The following is an 18,348-nucleotide window of genomic DNA, read 5'->3' on the forward strand; positions in this document are numbered from 1 at the left end:
TTCTGTAATGTCTCTTTTAGACGTTGTGAGGAGAAACAGTACATGGTACTGATGATCGTCAGTGGACGTTCGGGTTCAGGTAAATCTGTCGCCCTGCGTGCGCTGGAAGATATGGGTTTTTACTGCGTGGATAACCTTCCCGTGGTGTTGTTACCCGATCTGGCCCGTACCCTGGCCGATCGCGAGATTTCTGCCGCCGTCAGCATTGATGTTCGTAATATGCCGGAGTCGCCAGAAATATTCGAACAGGCGATGAGCAACCTGCCTGATGCTTTCTCACCGCAACTGCTGTTCCTGGATGCCGACCGTAACACGTTAATACGCCGTTACAGCGATACGCGCCGCCTGCACCCACTTTCCAGCAAAAATCTGTCGCTGGAGAGCGCTATCGACAAAGAAAGCGATCTGCTGGAGCCACTGCGTTCGCGGGCGGATTTGATTGTCGATACGTCAGAAATGTCCGTTCACGAGCTGGCGGAAATGCTGCGTACCCGTCTGCTGGGTAAACGCGAGCGTGAACTGACGATGGTCTTTGAGTCCTTCGGCTTCAAGCACGGCATTCCTATTGATGCGGATTATGTCTTTGACGTGCGTTTCCTGCCGAACCCGCACTGGGACCCGAAACTGCGTCCGATGACCGGCCTTGATAAACCTGTCGCTGCGTTCCTCGACCGTCACACAGAAGTACACAATTTCATCTACCAGACGCGCAGCTATCTTGAGCTATGGTTACCTATGCTGGAAACCAACAACCGTAGCTACCTGACGGTCGCCATTGGTTGTACTGGCGGGAAGCACCGTTCGGTGTATATTGCAGAACAACTGGCAGACTACTTCCGCTCACGCGGTAAAAACGTCCAGTCACGCCATCGCACGCTGGAAAAACGCAAACCATGACCGTCAAGCAAACTGTCGAAATCACTAACAAGCTGGGCATGCATGCCCGGCCTGCTATGAAACTCTTTGAATTAATGCAAGGTTTTGACGCTGAAGTGCTGTTACGTAATGACGAAGGCACCGAGGCTGAAGCCAACAGCGTTATTGCGCTCTTGATGCTGGACTCTGCCAAAGGACGACAGATTGAAGTCGAAGCGACAGGCCCACAGGAAGTCGAAGCGCTGGCTGCGGTTATTGCTCTCTTTAATTCCGGTTTCGATGAAGATTAATCTTCATCCCTCTGACATTTAAATTCTCCCTCCTCAGCCCTTCAGGGCAATAAGAAAAGCGCGTACTGAAATCGTCATCAATGAACGTCATTTGTACATTTCGTGCGCTTTTCCATACACACAAAACCTTAAGAAAACCTTAAAAAGCCTTGTTTAGGTTTCGTTTAAGTTAAGCCCCCATACTGGAGACTGTCAGAAAATATTTCCAGGAGATGGCATGATTCGCTTATCTGAACAAAGTCCCCTGGGCACCGGAAGACATCGGAAATGTTACGCGCATCCGGAAGATGCCCAACGCTGTATCAAGATTGTCTACCACCGTGGCGACGGTGGCGATAAAGAGATCCGCCGCGAGTTAAAGTACTATGCGCACCTTGGTCGTCGTTTGAAAGACTGGAGCGGTATTCCACGCTATCACGGTACAGTTGAGACTGATTGCGGAACCGGTTATGTCTACGATGTCATTGCCGATTTTGATGGCAAGCCGTCTATTACATTGACCGAATTTGCTAAACAATGCCGTTACGAAGAAGATATCGCGCAACTGCGCCAGTTACTGAAACACCTGAAGCGTTATTTGCAGGATAATCGCATCGTGACGATGTCGCTGAAGCCGCAGAATATCCTCTGCCACCGTATCAGCGAGTCAGAAATTATTCCCGTCGTCTGTGACAACATTGGTGAAAGCACGTGGATTCCGCTGGCGACCTGGTCGAAGTGGTGTTGTCAACGTAAGCAAAAGCGATTGTGGCAACGTTTTATCGCGCAACCCGCGCTAGCTGTTGCGCTGCAGAAAGAGACGCTATCTTGTGAGAACAAGAAACTCTCACTCACTTCGCACGAAGCTTAATATAGTTGGTGTTGTCGCATAAACGACTCACCGCCTAATTGATGCATTTGCCGCAAAATCCACGCCTGACGGCTACGCACGTAGCCTGATGGTGCAGAGACTTTGAAACGGAGTGGGTTGGGTAATACTGCAGCCAGTAACGCCGCTTCCGACTGGGTGAGTTTGCTGGCAGGTTTATGGAAATAACGTTGCGCTGCGGCTTCAACACCAAATACCCCTTCACCAAATTCGGCTACATTCAGGTAAACCGTCAGGATACGCTTTTTGCTCCAGACCGTTTCTATCCCCAATGTTAACCCGGCTTCCAGCCCTTTTCGTACCCAACTACGCCCATCCCATAAAAAGAGATTTTTGGCTGTCTGCTGTGAAATTGTTGATGCGCCGCGAACGCGGTTTTCATTGCGTTCATTGTGCGCCAGCGCTTTCTCAATAGAAGCCACATCAAAGCCCCAATGGTCGGGGAATTTCTGATCTTCTGCGGCAATCACCGCCAGCCCCATCCATGGCGAGATTTGCTCCAGACTAACCCAATCAGAATGCGCCACGTAACGAAAGTTACCATGCAACCAGGCACTCACCTGACGCTCAGCCATTACCGCCGAGAACGGAACTGGCGCTATGCTAAACAACGCGATGCCCCCACCCCAGAACACGACAAGGGCAACCACTAACCGCAGAAGAAAACGGCGGACGAAACCGAACGCCGTTAAGCGGCTTTTACTCATTCAGCCAGAACCAGCACGCGGGAAACCAGCTTATCAATGCCGCTCGCCGCTTCCGCAATGTTCTGCGCCAGCATATACGCTGGTGTAGTGACAATCTTATTGTCTTCATCAACAACGATATCATCGACCGGGCACGGCACATGCTCTGCGCCCATCTCTTCCAGCACTTCTGCGGTATCGATATCTGTGCCAATGGTCAAACGCAGCGGGAAATCGAAAATTTTAGGCAGCATCGCCGGGGCAATGCACATAAAGCCAAGCGGTTTACCTGCCTGATGCATCGCTTGCGCCAGCGCCTTTAATTCACGGTCAACGGTGCATTCACTGCCAAGGCTGGCAAAATTGCTTAAATTTTTCGCCGCACCAAAACCACCTGGCACAATCAACGCATCCAGTTCGGCGGCATCGGCCTGAGCCAGAGGACGGATCTCACCACGCGTTATACGTGCTGCTTCAATCAACACATTGCGCGTTTCCGCCATCGGCTCGCCAGTTAAATGGTTGATAACATCAACCTGCTGCTTATCCGGCGCAAAGCAGACCGCCTGCGCACCGTTGCGTGAAATTGCTAATAACGTCAAAACCGCTTCATGGATTTCAGAACCGTCATAGACACCGCACCCGCTCAGAACTACGCCAATTTTCTTCATTGTGATCATCCTTTCGCAACTGACTGAAACACATTAATCTTTTTAATAAGAATGCTACGCATCACACATTTAACTGATTCATGTAACAAATCATTTAAGATTTGCTATCTTAACTGCGTGCGGCCTGAAAAACAGTGCTGCGCCCTTGTAACTCATCATAATAATTTACGGCGCAGCCAAGATTTCCCTGGTGTTGGCGCAGTATTCGCGCACCCCGGTCTAGCCGGGGTCATTTTTTAGCAGCTTTCGCAACCCACGCTTTCAGTACTTCTACGTCGTGACGCCACTCTTCTTTCATCTCTTCAATCCATTCACCAACATTATCTTCCCACGCAGGAAGATCGGGAGACTGGATCTGCTGACCAAGCTGCTGCAGATGGCGTAACCCCACTGACCCCGCCGCACCTTTAATTTTGTGACCTTCCTCGACGATGCCTTTTTTATCTTGCGCCGTCAGATTCGATTCCAACACGCTCACATAGCCCGGCATCATTTTCTCAAACACCGCTAACCCGTCAGTGATCAGCTTCGGCCCTACAAGTTCGAGATACTGTTCCAGCATAGGAATATCAAGCAATGCTTCCGATTTACCGCTCTCTTCTGTCGTCATCGTGCTTTCCTCATCATCCTGGGTATCCCAGAATTTCTTGATCATCGCAGTTAGCGCCGGCACAGAAAGCGGCTTACTCAGCACATCATCCATTCCGGCATTGAGGTACTCTTGTTTATCTTTCAGCACATTGGCAGTTAAAGCCACCAGCGGCGGTAAATCTTCGCGCGGATAACGCTTCGTCAGTTCACGAGAGATATCCAGTCCGGTCATATCCGGTAACTGAATATCCAGCAACACCAGGTCGTATTCGCCAGGTTTAAACATCTCCAGCGCCGCCTTACCGGTCATCGCTACGTCGACAGTATTGCCGAGCTTTTCCAGCACCGAGCGCGCAACAATAACGTTCAGTTCAATATCTTCTACCAGCAGCACATTCAGCGCCGGTAAAGGCATATCATCTTCGTCAAACGCATCATCCACTTCTTCCGCCACCGACGGTGCATGGATCGTCAAAGTAAAGGTTGAACCTTTCCCTTGTTCGCTGGTGACGGTGATATCCCCCCCCATATTTTTCGCCAGCCGACGAGAAACCGCCAGACCAATACCGGTGCCGGTGGCAGGTTTACCGCCGTGGCTGTCTTTCACCTGGTAATACATAGCAAAAATTTTATCCAGTTCATCCTGCGGAATACCGATGCCAGAATCTTCCACTTCAAAATGCAACATGCCCCCTTCGTCATAACGCACACGAACGGTCACTTGCCCCTTCTGAGTGAATTTGACGGCGTTACTGATTAAGTTCCACAGGATCTGGCGTAAACGTGTACCGTCGGTAATGATCTGATGCGGCAACGGCAGCGTCGGTTCCAGAATAAAACGCAGCCCTTTTTGCTGTGCCTGTAATGCGGAGAGGTTTTCCAGATCGGCAAGAAAGCTGGTGAAATCAACCGGCTGGTTATCAAGTTGAACTTTACGCCGCTCCATCTTATCCATGTCGATAATATCGTTGAAGATATTCCCCAATGTGACGGCGGAAACATGGATAGTTTTGAGATATTTTTCCTGCTCAGCGGTGAGTTCCGTATCCAGCAAGATACGACTTAATCCAACGATACCGTTCAGCGGCGTACGCAACTCATGGCTGATTGTCGAGATAAAAGTAGTTTTGTCGCGGCTGGCGCGTTCGAGCGCATCCTGATAACGCTTACGCTCGGTAATGTCGCGACCAAAGCCCATCAAACCGTGGCGTTTACCTACACGGTCGTAGTACGGCACTTTACGGATTTCAAAGCAGGCTTTGCGCCCGTCCGGATAATCCAGCCACTGTTCATAGGTCAGCGACACATTATGACGGAACACTTTCTCATCGGTTTCAATGACTTTTGCTGCGGCTTCCGGCGAGTAAACATCAGCAGGCTTCAGATGCACCAGTTGTTTTTCACTTTTCCCGGTCAGCAGCTCCATCGCGCGATTACAGCCGGAAAACTCTTTATCTTCGTTACGATAAAAAACCAGGTCGGGTGAAGCATCAAGGAAGGAACGTAAGAATGAGGATTGCTGTTCGAGCTGAATCTGCGTCTCTTCGCGCTCTTTGATTTCAATTTTCAACTGACCGAAGGTTTCCTGCAATTCAGCTTCTGCTTTTTCACGAACGGCAATTTCCTGATTAAGCTGGGTAATATTATCTTTCAGTTGTACGTTGAGGCTCAGATCGCGCTCGCGCATCTCCTCCAGCTTTTGCACCAGCCGGGACAGACGTTGCCGTGATTCTTCCAGTTGCTCCACCACTACCGAAAGAAAGTAAACCGCCCACGGTGTAATCAACAAACCAAAGAAGATGGAACGGATAACATCAATACTTTCAACTTCACCATGCAGCACCATGGTCACCGCCATTTGAACCACAATGGCGAGCACCACCAGCGCCAGCGCCAGTAGCATTGAGAAGCGCACCAGACCTAACTTCATCATCAGGTCAACATAGTACTGCGCCAACAAACGAATTTGCTTCATTTAAGGAATTCCTTCACGACAACCTGCCACAATAATACCCAATTCTGACAGTTACGCTGAAAATTGTGTGAGAAATGCGGAATTCCCCAGATTAACTACGAGGAAGGTGGCATCCACGGGCGTCCCAACGCCGATCCCTGCACGCCGTGTTCAGTAAGATAGCGATCCAGCTCGACCATTCCCGTCCAGCGATTTTCACACCACAGTGGGGCAAGTAGCGTCGGGCGACGGGCGCTGGCGGAAATACGATGATAGATAACTTCCGGTGGTGTATGGCGGATCATTTCTCCCGCTGTCAGCGTGTAATCGTCCAGTTCAATACCGTTCAAACGCCCCGCTTCCCATGCTTTCGCCATAATGCTGCCTTTCACGATATGCAGCGGATGCAGTTTTATGCCGTCAACACCGGTTTCCACCACCTGCTCCAGCGTTTGCAGACATTCAGTGCGTCCTTCACCCGGCAGGCCGACAATTAAGTGCGAGCACACTTTCAGCCCGCGTTCACGTGCCCGTTGCGTCGTGCGTTGATAACAGGCGAAATCATGGCCACGGTTAATACGGTGTAGCGTTTTGTCATGAGCGGTTTGCAGTCCCAGTTCCAGCCACACTTCATAACCCTGATCTTTATATTCGCAAAGCAGATCCAGCACAGCATCCGGTACGCAGTCCGGGCGGGTGCCAACACACAAACCGACAATATTGGCCTGACTCACCGCCTGCTGATACATAGAGCGCAGTACCTGAACTTCCGCAAAAGTGCTGGTATAAGCCTGAAAGTAAGCCAGATAGCGTTTCGCGCGATTAACTAAATTTGCCTGATGCGCCAGTTGTTCGGCAATAGAACGATGTTGCTGTTCTTCGTCGGCAAACGAGGCAACATTACAGAATGTGCAGCCACCGCGTCCGATGGTGCCATCACGATTCGGGCAGCTAAAACCACCGTGCAGCGTCAGTTTATGCACCTTTTGCCCGTAACGACGGGTAAGATCTCCACCAAACATATTGACTAATTTCTGTAACTGCATAATCTGATAGACCGCGCCTTGAAAAGAGGCCAAAGCCTGCCATTTTTAGCTCAATTCCGCGATGACCTGGATCAATCGCCCTGGCCTGCCTTTACCAACTGCATATTCAATCACAATTACTGAGATTTAATGCAATATCGTATTAATTACTTTTCCTTATCTTGCGTCGGATTTTTTTATCCGCTAATGGATTTTAAACAAAAACAGTAGTATGAAACGCCTTTATCTCTCAATGCAGTATAAAATGCTGGTTTAAGCGTCAGTTCAAGGCAGGATAAGGGTTAACACGCCTCTATAGTAGTCAGGAACTCAACGTTTTCCTTTTTCACCCCACTTTAATTCAAAATAAGATATTTCATTTAATTTCAATAAATTAATGAATATTTTTGCGCTAAAGCACATTTCTATACCAATAAGCTTGCCATTTGACCTGTGTCGCCTTTACCGATAAGTTGGAAATCCGCTGGAAGCTTTCTGGATGAGCAGCCTGCTCATCATATTTATGCAGTAATTGAGATCCCCTCTTCACCGTATTAACCGATGCGAAAAGGACAAAAAAAGGGGGCGAATGCGAGGTAAGCGTATGAAACGCAAACCCCGTCGCCACGCTCTTTCTGTGCCCGTGCGTTACGGTTCGGAAGTGGGGTTCCCGCAGAGCCTGGGGGAGGTTCACGATATGTTGTACGATAAATCCCTTGAGAGGGACAACTGTGGTTTCGGCCTGATCGCCCACATAGAAGGCGAACCTAGCCACAAGGTAGTGCGTACGGCAATACACGCACTGGCCCGCATGCAGCACCGTGGCGCGATTCTCGCTGATGGTAAAACCGGCGACGGTTGCGGCTTGCTGTTACAAAAACCGGATCGCTTTTTTCGCATCGTTGCGCAAGAACGCGGCTGGCGTTTAGCGAAAAACTACGCCGTCGGGATGATCTTTCTGAATAAAGATCCCGAACTCGCCGCTGCCGCACGCCGCATCATTGAAGAAGAGCTGCAACGCGAAACATTGTCGATTGTGGGCTGGCGTGATGTCCCCACCAACGAAGGCGTACTGGGTGAAATTGCCCTCTCCTCTCTGCCACGCATTGAGCAAATTTTCGTTAACGCTCCGGCTGGCTGGCGTCCGCGCGATATGGAACGCCGTCTGTTTATCGCCCGTCGCCGCATTGAGAAACGCCTCGAATCCGATAAAGACTTCTACATCTGTAGCCTGTCGAATCTGGTCAACATCTATAAAGGTCTGTGTATGCCGGCGGATTTGCCGCGCTTTTACCTGGATCTTGCGGATCTGCGTCTGGAATCAGCTATCTGCCTGTTCCATCAACGCTTCTCCACCAACACCGTGCCGCGCTGGCCACTGGCGCAGCCATTCCGTTACCTCGCACATAACGGTGAAATCAACACCATCACCGGTAACCGTCAGTGGGCGCGTGCCCGTACTTATAAATTCCAGACGCCGCTAATCCCCGATTTACACGACGCAGCACCGTTTGTGAACGAAACCGGCTCCGACTCCAGCTCGATGGATAACATGCTGGAACTGCTGCTGGCGGGCGGGATGGATATCATCCGCGCCATGCGTCTGTTAGTGCCACCTGCCTGGCAGAACAACCCGGATATGGACCCGGAACTGCGCGCGTTCTTCGACTTTAACTCCATGCATATGGAGCCGTGGGATGGTCCAGCGGGCATCGTGATGTCCGACGGTCGTTTCGCCGCCTGTAACCTCGACCGTAACGGTCTGCGTCCGGCACGCTACGTCATCACCAAAGATAAGTTGATCACCTGCGCCTCTGAAGTCGGCATCTGGGATTATCAGCCTGATGAAGTGGTGGAAAAAGGCCGCGTCGGGCCAGGTGAGCTGATGGTGATCGACACTCGCAGTGGGCGTATTCTGCACTCGGCGGAAACCGATGATGACCTGAAAAGCCGCCATCCGTACAAAGAGTGGATGGCGAAAAACGTCCGCCGTCTGGTGCCGTTTGAAGACTTGCCTGATGAAGAAGTGGGGAGTCGCGAACTTGACGACGACACGCTTGCCAGCTACCAGAAACAGTTTAACTACAGCGCGGAAGAGTTGGATTCCGTGATCCGCGTACTGGGCGAAAACGGCCAGGAAGCCGTCGGTTCGATGGGCGACGACACCCCATTCGCCGTGCTCTCCAGCCAGCCGCGTATTATTTACGACTACTTCCGTCAGCAATTTGCCCAGGTGACTAACCCGCCAATCGACCCCCTGCGTGAAGCGCATGTCATGTCGCTCGCCACCAGCATCGGTCGTGAAATGAACGTCTTCTGCGAAGCAGAAGGCCAGGCGCACCGCTTAAGCTTTAAATCGCCAATTCTGCTCTACTCCGATTTCAAACAGCTCACGACCATGAAAGAGGAGCACTATCGCGCAGATACGCTGGATATCACCTTTGACGTTAGCAAAACCACGCTTGAAGCGACGGTTAAAGAGCTGTGCGATAAAGCCGAAAAAATGGTACGTAGCGGCACCGTGCTACTGGTACTTTCAGACCGAAATATCGGTAAAGATCGCCTGCCGGTTCCGGCTCCGATGGCGGTTGGCGCGATCCAGACCCGTCTGGTCGATCAAAGCCTGCGTTGCGATGCCAACATCATCGTCGAAACCGCCAGCGCCCGCGATCCGCACCACTTCGCTGTGCTGCTGGGCTTCGGTGCAACCGCCATTTATCCGTACCTTGCCTATGAAACGCTGGGACGCTTAATCGACACCCATGCGATTGCCAAAGACTATCGTACCGTGATGCTGAACTACCGTAACGGCATCAACAAAGGCTTGTACAAAATCATGTCCAAAATGGGCATCTCCACCATCGCCTCTTACCGCTGCTCGAAACTGTTCGAAGCAGTCGGTCTGCACGATGACGTGGTGAGCCTGTGCTTCCAGGGCGCAGTCAGCCGCATTGGCGGCGCGAGCTTTGAAGATTTCCAGCAGGATCTGCTGAATCTTTCAAAACGTGCCTGGCTGGCGCGTAAACCCATCAGCCAGGGCGGCTTGTTGAAATACGTGCATGGCGGCGAATACCACGCCTACAACCCGGACGTCGTGCGCACACTGCAACAGGCAGTTCAGAGTGGCGAGTACAGCGACTATCAGGAATACGCGAAGCTGGTTAACGAGCGTCCGGCAACGACACTGCGCGATCTGCTGGCGATTACTCCGGGTGAAAACGCGGTCAACATTGCTGATGTTGAACCAGCCAGTGAACTGTTTAAACGCTTCGATACCGCAGCGATGTCTATCGGCGCATTAAGCCCGGAAGCCCACGAAGCGCTGGCGGAAGCGATGAACAGCATCGGCGGTAACTCTAACTCCGGGGAAGGCGGTGAAGATCCGGCGCGTTACGGCACCAATAAAGTCTCACGTATCAAACAGGTCGCTTCTGGCCGCTTCGGCGTAACCCCGGCGTATCTGGTTAACGCCGACGTGATTCAGATTAAAGTCGCTCAAGGCGCGAAACCGGGCGAAGGTGGTCAGTTACCTGGCGATAAAGTCACGCCGTATATCGCCAAACTGCGCTACTCCGTGCCGGGCGTAACGCTGATCTCCCCGCCGCCGCACCACGATATCTACTCTATCGAGGATTTAGCGCAGCTTATTTTCGACCTGAAACAGGTTAACCCGAAAGCGATGATCTCCGTCAAACTGGTTTCTGAACCAGGCGTCGGAACTATCGCAACTGGCGTTGCGAAAGCGTATGCCGATTTAATCACCATCGCGGGCTATGACGGCGGCACCGGCGCAAGCCCGCTCTCATCGGTGAAATACGCAGGCTGCCCGTGGGAGCTGGGTCTGGTGGAAACTCAGCAGGCACTGGTGGCTAACGGCCTGCGCCATAAAATTCGTTTGCAGGTTGATGGCGGCCTGAAAACAGGCGTTGATATCATCAAAGCGGCAATTCTCGGCGCGGAAAGCTTTGGCTTTGGCACCGGTCCGATGGTGGCGCTGGGTTGTAAATACCTGCGTATTTGCCACCTGAACAACTGCGCCACCGGCGTAGCAACTCAGGACGAAAAACTGCGTAAGAATCACTATCACGGCTTACCGTTCAAAGTGACTAACTACTTTGAGTTTATCGCCCGTGAAACCCGCGAGCTGATGGCGCAACTGGGTGTAACACGTCTGGTCGATCTGATTGGTCGTACCGACCTGCTCAAAGAACTGGACGGCTACACAGCAAAACAACAGAAACTGGAACTGTCTCGCCTGCTGGAGACCGCCGAGCCACATCCGGGTAAAGCGCTCTATTGCACTGAGAAAAACCCACCGTTTGATAACGGCATACTCAACGCGCAGTTGCTGCAACAGGCGAAACCGTTTGTCGATGAGCGCCAGAGCAAAACCTTCTGGTTCGATATTCGCAACACCGACCGTTCCGTGGGCGCATCACTCTCTGGCTACATCGCGCAAACACACGGCGATCAGGGGCTGGCAGCCGATCCTATCAAAGCGTACTTCAACGGCACCGCGGGTCAGAGCTTCGGCGTGTGGAACGCAGGCGGCGTGGAGCTGTATCTGACTGGCGATGCTAACGACTATGTTGGTAAAGGCATGGCAGGCGGCTTAATCGCCATTCGTCCACCCGTGGGTTCGGCCTTCCGCAGCCATGAGGCGAGCATTATCGGCAACACCTGCCTGTATGGCGCGACCGGTGGTCGTCTGTATGCCGCAGGCCGTGCAGGAGAACGTTTCGGTGTGCGTAACTCTGGTGCTATCACTGTGGTAGAAGGCATTGGCGACAACGGTTGTGAATATATGACCGGCGGTATCGTCTGTATTCTGGGTAAAACCGGCGTTAACTTTGGCGCAGGCATGACCGGGGGCTTCGCTTACGTTCTCGACGAAAGTGGTGATTTCCGCAAACGCGTTAACCCGGAACTGGTGGAAGTGTTAAGCGTTGACTCCCTGGCGATCCATGAAGAGCATCTGCGTGGTCTTATCACCGAGCATGTGCAACACACCGGTTCCCAGCGTGGTGAAGAGATCCTGGCTAACTGGTCAACCTTCGCCAGCAAATTCGCGCTGGTTAAACCGAAGTCCAGTGATGTAAAAGCACTGCTGGGTCACCGTAGTCGTAGTGCAGCAGAGTTGCGCGTGCAGGCGCAGTAAGGGGTAGCAACAATGAGTCAGAATGTTTATCAATTTATCGACCTGCAGCGCGTTGATCCGCCAAAGAAACCGCTGAAGATCCGCAAAATTGAGTTCGTCGAAATTTACGAGCCGTTTTCCGAAGGCCAGGCCAAAGCGCAGGCTGACCGCTGCCTGTCGTGTGGCAACCCATACTGCGAATGGAAATGCCCGGTACACAACTACATCCCGAACTGGCTGAAGCTCGCCAACGAGGGGCGGATTTTTGAAGCGGCAGAACTGTCGCATCAAACTAATACCCTGCCGGAAGTGTGTGGACGCGTCTGCCCACAGGATCGCCTGTGCGAAGGCTCCTGCACCCTGAATGATGAATTTGGCGCTGTGACCATCGGTAACATTGAACGCTATATCAATGATAAAGCGTTCGAAATGGGCTGGCGTCCGGATATGTCTGGCGTAAAACAGACCGGTAAAAAAGTGGCGATTATCGGCGCAGGTCCGGCGGGGCTGGCGTGTGCGGATGTGTTAACGCGCAACGGTGTGAAAGCTGTCGTCTTCGACCGTCATCCGGAAATCGGCGGTCTGCTGACCTTTGGCATTCCGGCCTTCAAGCTGGAAAAAGAGGTGATGACGCGCCGCCGTGAAATCTTCACCGGCATGGGCATTGAGTTCCAACTCAATACCGAAGTGGGTCGTGACGTACAACTGGACGATCTACTGAACGATTACGATGCAGTGTTCCTCGGTGTCGGGACCTATCAGTCAATGCGCGGTGGACTGGAAAACGAAGACGCCGACGGCGTGTACGCGGCGCTACCGTTCCTCATCGCCAACACCAAACAGTTAATGGGTTTTGGCGAAACCAACGAAGAACCGTTCGTCAGCATGGAAGGCAAACGCGTAGTGGTACTTGGCGGCGGCGACACCGCGATGGACTGCGTGCGCACTTCCGTGCGCCAGGGAGCGAAGCACGTCACCTGTGCCTATCGTCGTGATGAAGAGAACATGCCGGGTTCCCGTCGCGAAGTGAAAAACGCGCGGGAAGAAGGTGTGGAGTTCAAATTCAACGTCCAGCCGCTGGGTATTGAAGTGAATGGCAACGGCAAAGTCAGCGGCGTGAAAATGGTGCGTACCGAAATGGGCGAACCCGATGCTAAAGGCCGTCGCCGCGCGGAGATTGTCGCAGGCTCTGAACATATCATTCCGGCAGATGCGGTGATCATGGCGTTTGGTTTCCGTCCACACAGCATGGAATGGCTGGCACAACACAGCGTCGAACTGGATCCCCAGGGCCGCATTATCGCTCCAGAGCGAAGCGACAACGCCTTCCAGACCAGCAACCCGAAAATCTTCGCCGGTGGTGACATTGTGCGAGGTTCAGACCTGGTGGTAACGGCAATTGCCGAAGGCCGCAAAGCTGCTGACGGGATCATGAACTGGCTGGAAGTATAACAAAAACCTCTCACGGCTCTATCATCATCCGTTTTATCTGGCCGGTGATAGGGCTGAAGCCCTCCCCCGAAACATCTCTCTCCTGAAAATTACACTCTGTGTCTGAAAGTATTTCCCCCCCCTGACAATAAATTTGAATATCTCACTTAATAAATGGAGTCGTAATAAATACAGTGGTAAAAAATCATTAATTAAACCTAATTAAAAAACATTATTATTGATAAAACAATTCACAGCGTGAATGTTATTCTCATTAATTTTTAATAAAATATTAATGCCAACATATTCAAAGTAGAAATAAATAGTATAGATTACATTAAAATGCAAAATAGCCGTTCGGTTTTTAAGCGAAAAAAGCATCTATCTCCCAACAATTAAGAATACCCTTACGACAAATTAAATTCACAACATGAATAACATATATTAAATCATTAATCAGGTACTAATCTGATAATCAACCACAAAAAAAGATTTACCATAATATTAAATAACGCCGTAGACTTTTCGCATTAATATTTACCTCGGGTAAATTATTTATGCGTGGGTTATTCAACAAAAAAGTCAGCAAACAATATTTTATTTAGACCCAAATACAAGAATAAATAATATATTTATTAATAGCCCCTATAAAAATTTAAAGCGCAAGCACGGCTCTCACGTTAACTGTTAACGGAAAACAGTGCTTATTCACATTTAAATTTCAGGACAAATAATGAAAAAGTTAGTAAAAGCTGCACTGGCAACGGCGATGGTTATGGGATTTTCATCTTATGCAAATGCGGTGGGCAGCAATACCGGCACAGTCAATTTTATCGGTACGATTGAAGACTCTCCGTGCTCCATTGTGGTGGGTGACGAACATCAGACCGTTAACCTCGGCCATATCGGTACAGGTTCTCTGACTGGTGGCAAATCCTCCACGGCTGTGCCGTTCAAAATCCGTCTGGAACACTGCGTATTCACCACTGAAACCAAAATGTCCACGGTGTTCAGCGCAGCAGGTAACGAATCAACTGCCAACCCGGGCAACCTGGCACTGATGGGGGCCAGCGGTGAAATGAATGGGGCCAGTATTGTTATCGGAACCAGCAAAGGTGCAGCACTCAAACTGGGTACTGCGTCAGAAACCAAACTGCAGATGGATGGAAACACTCCGGCCAAAGGCCTGCCTAACCAGGAAGTCGATTTCAGCGCATGGGTGAAAGGCGACGCAACTGGCACAATTGATATTGGTGAATTCAATAGCCAGGTTAATTTCCAGATTAGCTACCTGTAATTTACCCGCTGTAATAAGTGCAATGCCCTGAACAAGGAATGTCAGGGCATTAATAAAAATTAAAAACACTCATTATTGTTATTATCAGGACGGTTTATCTGATGCAACACCATGCCCCTTTCCGCTTACGAATATTAAGTCTGGCAATCATGATGACGCTGACCGGTCTCTCCGGGAAAAGCAATGCAGAAGAGGCTGTTGAATTTAATACCCAATTTCTTGACGTAAAAGGTGGGACAAAAATTGATTTAGGGAAATTTTCCCATAAAGGTTATGTCCTTCCGGGAAATTACAACTTGCAGGTTGTCGTAAATAAATATCCTCTGGCAGAGGAGAATGACATTCATTGGTATCCTAAAGAGGATGACCCGAGTAACAGCTTCCCTTGTCTTTCTCCCGACGTCATATCAAAACTGGGGTTAAAACCAGAATTAGTCGAAACATTACAATGGATTAAAGACGGCCAATGCCTGCAACCGGGCCAGATTGAAGGCATGGTAATACAGGCAAATTTAAGTCAGTCCCAGCTTGAGGTGACGATCCCCCAGGCCTGGCTGGAATATACCGACGCAGAATGGGATCCGCCCTCGCGCTGGGATGAAGGTATTCCCGGGTTGATATTCGATTACAACATGAATGCTCAGGTTCGCCATCAGCAGAATGATGGCGTCGATGAACATGACATCACGGCGAACGGTACTGTTGGCGGTAACCTGGGCGCATGGCGCTTACGTGCCGACTGGCAGGCCAGTTATCTGAATACCAGCGACAGTGAAGGGCAAGATCTGCGTGACTGGGAATGGAGCCGCTATTACGCATGGCGTGCATTACCCGGCCTTGGGGCAAAACTGACGCTCGGTGAAGACGCTCTTGCCTCGAATATCTTCGACACCTTTAACTACCTCGGTGCCAGCGTACAAACCGATGATCAAATGCTTCCGCCAAACCTGCGTGGCTATGCACCGGACATCTCTGGCGTCGCGCGTACCAATGCGAAAGTCACCGTAACGCAGCAAGGTCGCGTTATTTATGAGTCACAGGTTCCTGCTGGCCCATTCCATATTCAGGATATCAACGAAGCGGTATCCGGCGATTTACATGTCCGCATTGAAGAGCAAAGCGGCCAGGTGCAGGAATATGACGTCAGTACCGCCTCCATTCCCTTTTTAACCCGCCAGGGCATGGTGCGTTACAAAGGCACGGTGGGGCGTCCACAGGACTGGAACCATCACGCTGAAGGTAACGCGTTTGCCGCTGGTGAAGCATCATGGGGCTTTGCCAATAGCTGGTCGCTGTACGGCGGTGCTGTGGGTGAAGAACATTATCAGGCCGTCGCCATTGGTATCGGCCGCGATATGGCGGTACTGGGAGCGCTCGCCCTTGACGTCACCCATTCACGAACTCAACTCCCGGAAGCGGGCGAATATGGACACGGTACTCTCCAGGGGAACTCCTATCGCATCAGCTACGCCAAAGATTTTGATCAGTTAAACAGCCGCTTTACCTTTGCCGGTTATCGGTTTTCCGAAGAAAACTACATGACGATGAGCGAATATCTCGATGCGCTGCATGATGACAACGTCCGTGCAGGCCACGATAAAGAGATGTACACCGTCAGCTATAGCCAGAATTTTAGCGACCCCGCGTTCAACGTTTACCTGACCTGGAACCGCCGGACATATTGGGACAGAGGAGACCAGAACAACTACAACCTCATGGTCTCTCACTATTTTGACGTCGGTTCAATGAAGAATATGAGCCTCTCTCTGACCGCTTATCGCAGTGAATATGACAATGAATCCGACGATGGTGTCTATGTTTCACTGATGATCCCCTGGGGCAACGATAAGTCTATCAGCTACAACGGCATGTTTAGCGACGACGACAATTCCAGCCAGGTCAGTTATTACCAGCGCCTGAACGATCGCAGCAACTATCAATTAAGTCTGGGCCAGTCCGGCAATAACACCCGGGCTGAAGGGTTCTACAGCCATGAAGGGAGTTATGCGGACGTGGACGTCAGCGCAAACTATCAGGAAGGCGATTACACCTCTGCGGGTCTGACGATGCGTGGCGGCGCAACGCTAACCGCAAAAGGTGGGGCGTTACATCGCACGAATCTCTCTGGCGGCAGCCGTATTCTGGTCGATACCGGCGGCGTCGCTGATGTCCCCATCGGCGGCTACAACTCTCCGGTCTACTCCAATAGGTTCGGCAAGGCCGTTCTGACGGACGTCAATGACTATTACCGCAACCAAATTCGCATTGATATCAATCAATTGCCTGAAAATGCCGAGGCAACGCAGTCCACTGTGCAGGCCACACTTACCGAAGGTGCGATTGGCTATCGCGAATTTGGCGTCATCAGCGGTGAAAAAGCGATGGCCGTTCTGCGCATGGAAAATGGCGACTATCCCCCCTTTGGCGCGGAAGTTAAAAACAGCCACCAGCAGCAAATCGGGTTGGTTGATGACGACGGGCATGTCTATCTCGCTGGCGTAAAAGCGGGTGAAAACTTACAGGTTTACTGGTCAGGCGAAAAACAGTGTGACGTCTCATTGCCCGACCCGTTACCGAAAAACCTATTTAGTGGTTTGTTATTGCCGTGTCAGTTAGCCAACCCGGATAAACCGCGCCCTGCCATGGAGATAAAACCGATTATCCAGGAGCAGACACAGCGCATTACGCCATCGGCTAAACCAGAAGCATTATCAGACAACGCCTATTAATTATTCAGGAACAGGGAACATGGTAAATAACAACATTTACGCACCAGGGATGTGGAAGACGAATATTTCTTGTCTGAGCGCAATTCTCTTTTTTACCTCCTGCGCGCAGGCCGCCATTGCGCCAGACCGCACGCGTCTGGTCTATAAAGGCGGCGAGAAATCGATCAGCGTGACGCTCAAAAATGACAGCCAAACCCTGCCCTATTTAGCGCAGACGTGGGTTGAAAACGAAAAAGGCGAGAAAATCACCTCGCCACTGGCTGTTCTGCCGCCCGTGCAGCGTATAGAGGCGAAAACGGAAGGTCAGGTCAAAGTGCAGGGAATGCCTGACATTAGCACCTTAGCGCAGGATAAAGAGACGCTGTTTTACTTTAATGTGCGAGAAATTCCGCCGAAAAGCGATAAACCCAATTCGCTGCAAATTGCGCTGCAAACGCGTATCAAACTGTTCTATCGCCCCGCCGCGCTGGCCAAAAAGGTCGATCCTGAGCATCCCTGGCAACATCAGGTCACTCTGAGTCGCCAGGGAGATCATTACCTGGTCAAAAACCCAACCAGTTATTACGTCATTATCAGCTCCGCCAGTACACAGAAAGGCGGTCAGCCCATCACAGGCTTTGAACCGCTGGTGATGCCTCCTGCAACCAGCCAGGAGATGAAAGGCCGTGCGTCCGATCTGGGAAGCGCGCCGGTACTGACGTATGTCAACGACTACGGTGGACGACTGCCTCTCTATTTCCAGTGCAGCGGCGCAGAGTGCCATGTCGATGACGCCAGAAGCAGTAAAGGATAA

Annotated in this window: 12 protein-coding genes; 8 read left to right on the plus strand and 4 right to left on the minus strand. The window is 51.2% G+C overall.

All coding sequences use genetic code 11. From position 1 onward, the window contains the following. The first annotated feature begins 42 nt into the window (after nucleotides 1-42). The 3 genes from rapZ to yrbL all read left to right on the plus strand — a co-directional run bounded on the left by rapZ (nucleotide 43) and on the right by yrbL (nucleotide 2,016). Nucleotides 43-897 carry an RNase adapter RapZ gene (rapZ, locus tag C0K55_RS04230; protein WP_000243741.1) on the plus strand — a complete coding sequence of 285 codons (855 nt, stop codon included), beginning with the start codon at nucleotides 43-45 and terminating at the stop codon, nucleotides 895-897. Beyond that, complete coding sequence (gene npr, locus C0K55_RS04235) at nucleotides 894-1,166, plus strand: PTS phosphocarrier protein NPr (protein WP_000216792.1); 273 nt, start codon at nucleotides 894-896, stop codon at nucleotides 1,164-1,166. The genes rapZ and npr overlap by 4 nt, the downstream gene beginning before the upstream one ends. 217 nt (nucleotides 1,167-1,383) lie before the next feature. Then, nucleotides 1,384-2,016, plus strand: a complete 633-nt coding sequence (gene yrbL, locus C0K55_RS04240) for a PhoP regulatory network protein YrbL (RefSeq protein ID WP_001517167.1) — start codon at nucleotides 1,384-1,386, stop codon at nucleotides 2,014-2,016. Here the strand turns inward: yrbL and mtgA are convergent. The 4 genes from mtgA to C0K55_RS04260 form a co-directional block, all read right to left on the minus strand. After that, nucleotides 2,013-2,741 carry a monofunctional biosynthetic peptidoglycan transglycosylase gene (gene mtgA / locus C0K55_RS04245; protein WP_105266638.1) on the minus strand — a complete coding sequence of 243 codons (729 nt, stop codon included), beginning with the start codon at nucleotides 2,739-2,741 and terminating at the stop codon, nucleotides 2,013-2,015. The two genes, yrbL and mtgA, sit on opposite strands and share 4 nt — an antisense overlap. After that, entirely contained in the window at nucleotides 2,738-3,391 is a 654-nt protein-coding gene (gene elbB / locus C0K55_RS04250; protein WP_001517169.1) for an isoprenoid biosynthesis glyoxalase ElbB, read from the minus strand. Before elbB ends, mtgA begins: the two co-directional genes overlap by 4 nt. A 229-nt stretch (nucleotides 3,392-3,620) precedes the next feature. Then, nucleotides 3,621-5,957, minus strand: a complete 2,337-nt coding sequence (gene arcB, locus C0K55_RS04255) for an aerobic respiration two-component sensor histidine kinase ArcB (RefSeq protein WP_000809746.1) — start codon at nucleotides 5,955-5,957, stop codon at nucleotides 3,621-3,623. Nucleotides 5,958-6,052: 95 nt separating this feature from the next. Beyond that, entirely contained in the window at nucleotides 6,053-6,982 is a 930-nt protein-coding gene (locus C0K55_RS04260; protein WP_001517170.1) for a TIGR01212 family radical SAM protein, read from the minus strand. Nucleotides 6,983-7,658: 676 nt separating this feature from the next. Between C0K55_RS04260 and gltB the strand changes: the two genes are divergently transcribed. The 5 genes from gltB to C0K55_RS04290 all read left to right on the plus strand — a co-directional run bounded on the left by gltB (nucleotide 7,659) and on the right by C0K55_RS04290 (nucleotide 18,348). After that, nucleotides 7,659-12,119 (plus strand): glutamate synthase large subunit, encoded by a 4,461-nt coding sequence (gene gltB / locus C0K55_RS04270; protein WP_105266637.1) that lies wholly within the window; start codon nucleotides 7,659-7,661, stop codon nucleotides 12,117-12,119. 12 nt (nucleotides 12,120-12,131) lie between these two features. Beyond that, nucleotides 12,132-13,550, plus strand: a complete 1,419-nt coding sequence (gene gltD, locus C0K55_RS04275; protein WP_000081688.1) for a glutamate synthase subunit GltD — start codon at nucleotides 12,132-12,134, stop codon at nucleotides 13,548-13,550. A gap of 712 nt (nucleotides 13,551-14,262) precedes the next feature. Next, complete coding sequence (locus C0K55_RS04280) at nucleotides 14,263-14,826, plus strand: fimbrial protein (RefSeq protein WP_016262592.1); 564 nt, start codon at nucleotides 14,263-14,265, stop codon at nucleotides 14,824-14,826. A 101-nt stretch (nucleotides 14,827-14,927) separates the two neighbouring features. After that, nucleotides 14,928-17,555 (plus strand): outer membrane usher protein, encoded by a 2,628-nt coding sequence (locus C0K55_RS04285; RefSeq protein ID WP_105266666.1) that lies wholly within the window; start codon nucleotides 14,928-14,930, stop codon nucleotides 17,553-17,555. Nucleotides 17,556-17,604: 49 nt separating this feature from the next. Next, complete coding sequence (locus tag C0K55_RS04290) at nucleotides 17,605-18,348, plus strand: fimbria/pilus periplasmic chaperone (RefSeq protein WP_029329883.1); 744 nt, start codon at nucleotides 17,605-17,607, stop codon at nucleotides 18,346-18,348.

The sequence above is a fragment of the Escherichia sp. MOD1-EC6098 genome (genome assembly GCF_002965865.1).
In the GTDB taxonomy this organism is placed as follows: domain Bacteria; phylum Pseudomonadota; class Gammaproteobacteria; order Enterobacterales; family Enterobacteriaceae; genus Escherichia; species Escherichia marmotae.

Coding starts and splice junctions, on each gene's coding strand:
- rapZ (WP_000243741.1), top strand. CDS start 43: ATGGTACTGATGATCGTCAGTGGACGTTCGGGTTCAGGTAAATCTGTC.
- npr (WP_000216792.1), top strand. CDS start 894: ATGACCGTCAAGCAAACTGTCGAAATCACTAACAAGCTGGGCATGCAT.
- yrbL (WP_001517167.1), top strand. CDS start 1,384: ATGATTCGCTTATCTGAACAAAGTCCCCTGGGCACCGGAAGACATCGG.
- mtgA (WP_105266638.1), bottom strand. CDS start 2,741: ATGAGTAAAAGCCGCTTAACGGCGTTCGGTTTCGTCCGCCGTTTTCTT.
- elbB (WP_001517169.1), bottom strand. CDS start 3,391: ATGAAGAAAATTGGCGTAGTTCTGAGCGGGTGCGGTGTCTATGACGGT.
- arcB (WP_000809746.1), bottom strand. CDS start 5,957: ATGAAGCAAATTCGTTTGTTGGCGCAGTACTATGTTGACCTGATGATG.
- C0K55_RS04260 (WP_001517170.1), bottom strand. CDS start 6,982: ATGCAGTTACAGAAATTAGTCAATATGTTTGGTGGAGATCTTACCCGT.
- gltB (WP_105266637.1), top strand. CDS start 7,659: ATGTTGTACGATAAATCCCTTGAGAGGGACAACTGTGGTTTCGGCCTG.
- gltD (WP_000081688.1), top strand. CDS start 12,132: ATGAGTCAGAATGTTTATCAATTTATCGACCTGCAGCGCGTTGATCCG.
- C0K55_RS04280 (WP_016262592.1), top strand. CDS start 14,263: ATGAAAAAGTTAGTAAAAGCTGCACTGGCAACGGCGATGGTTATGGGA.
- C0K55_RS04285 (WP_105266666.1), top strand. CDS start 14,928: ATGCAACACCATGCCCCTTTCCGCTTACGAATATTAAGTCTGGCAATC.
- C0K55_RS04290 (WP_029329883.1), top strand. CDS start 17,605: ATGTGGAAGACGAATATTTCTTGTCTGAGCGCAATTCTCTTTTTTACC.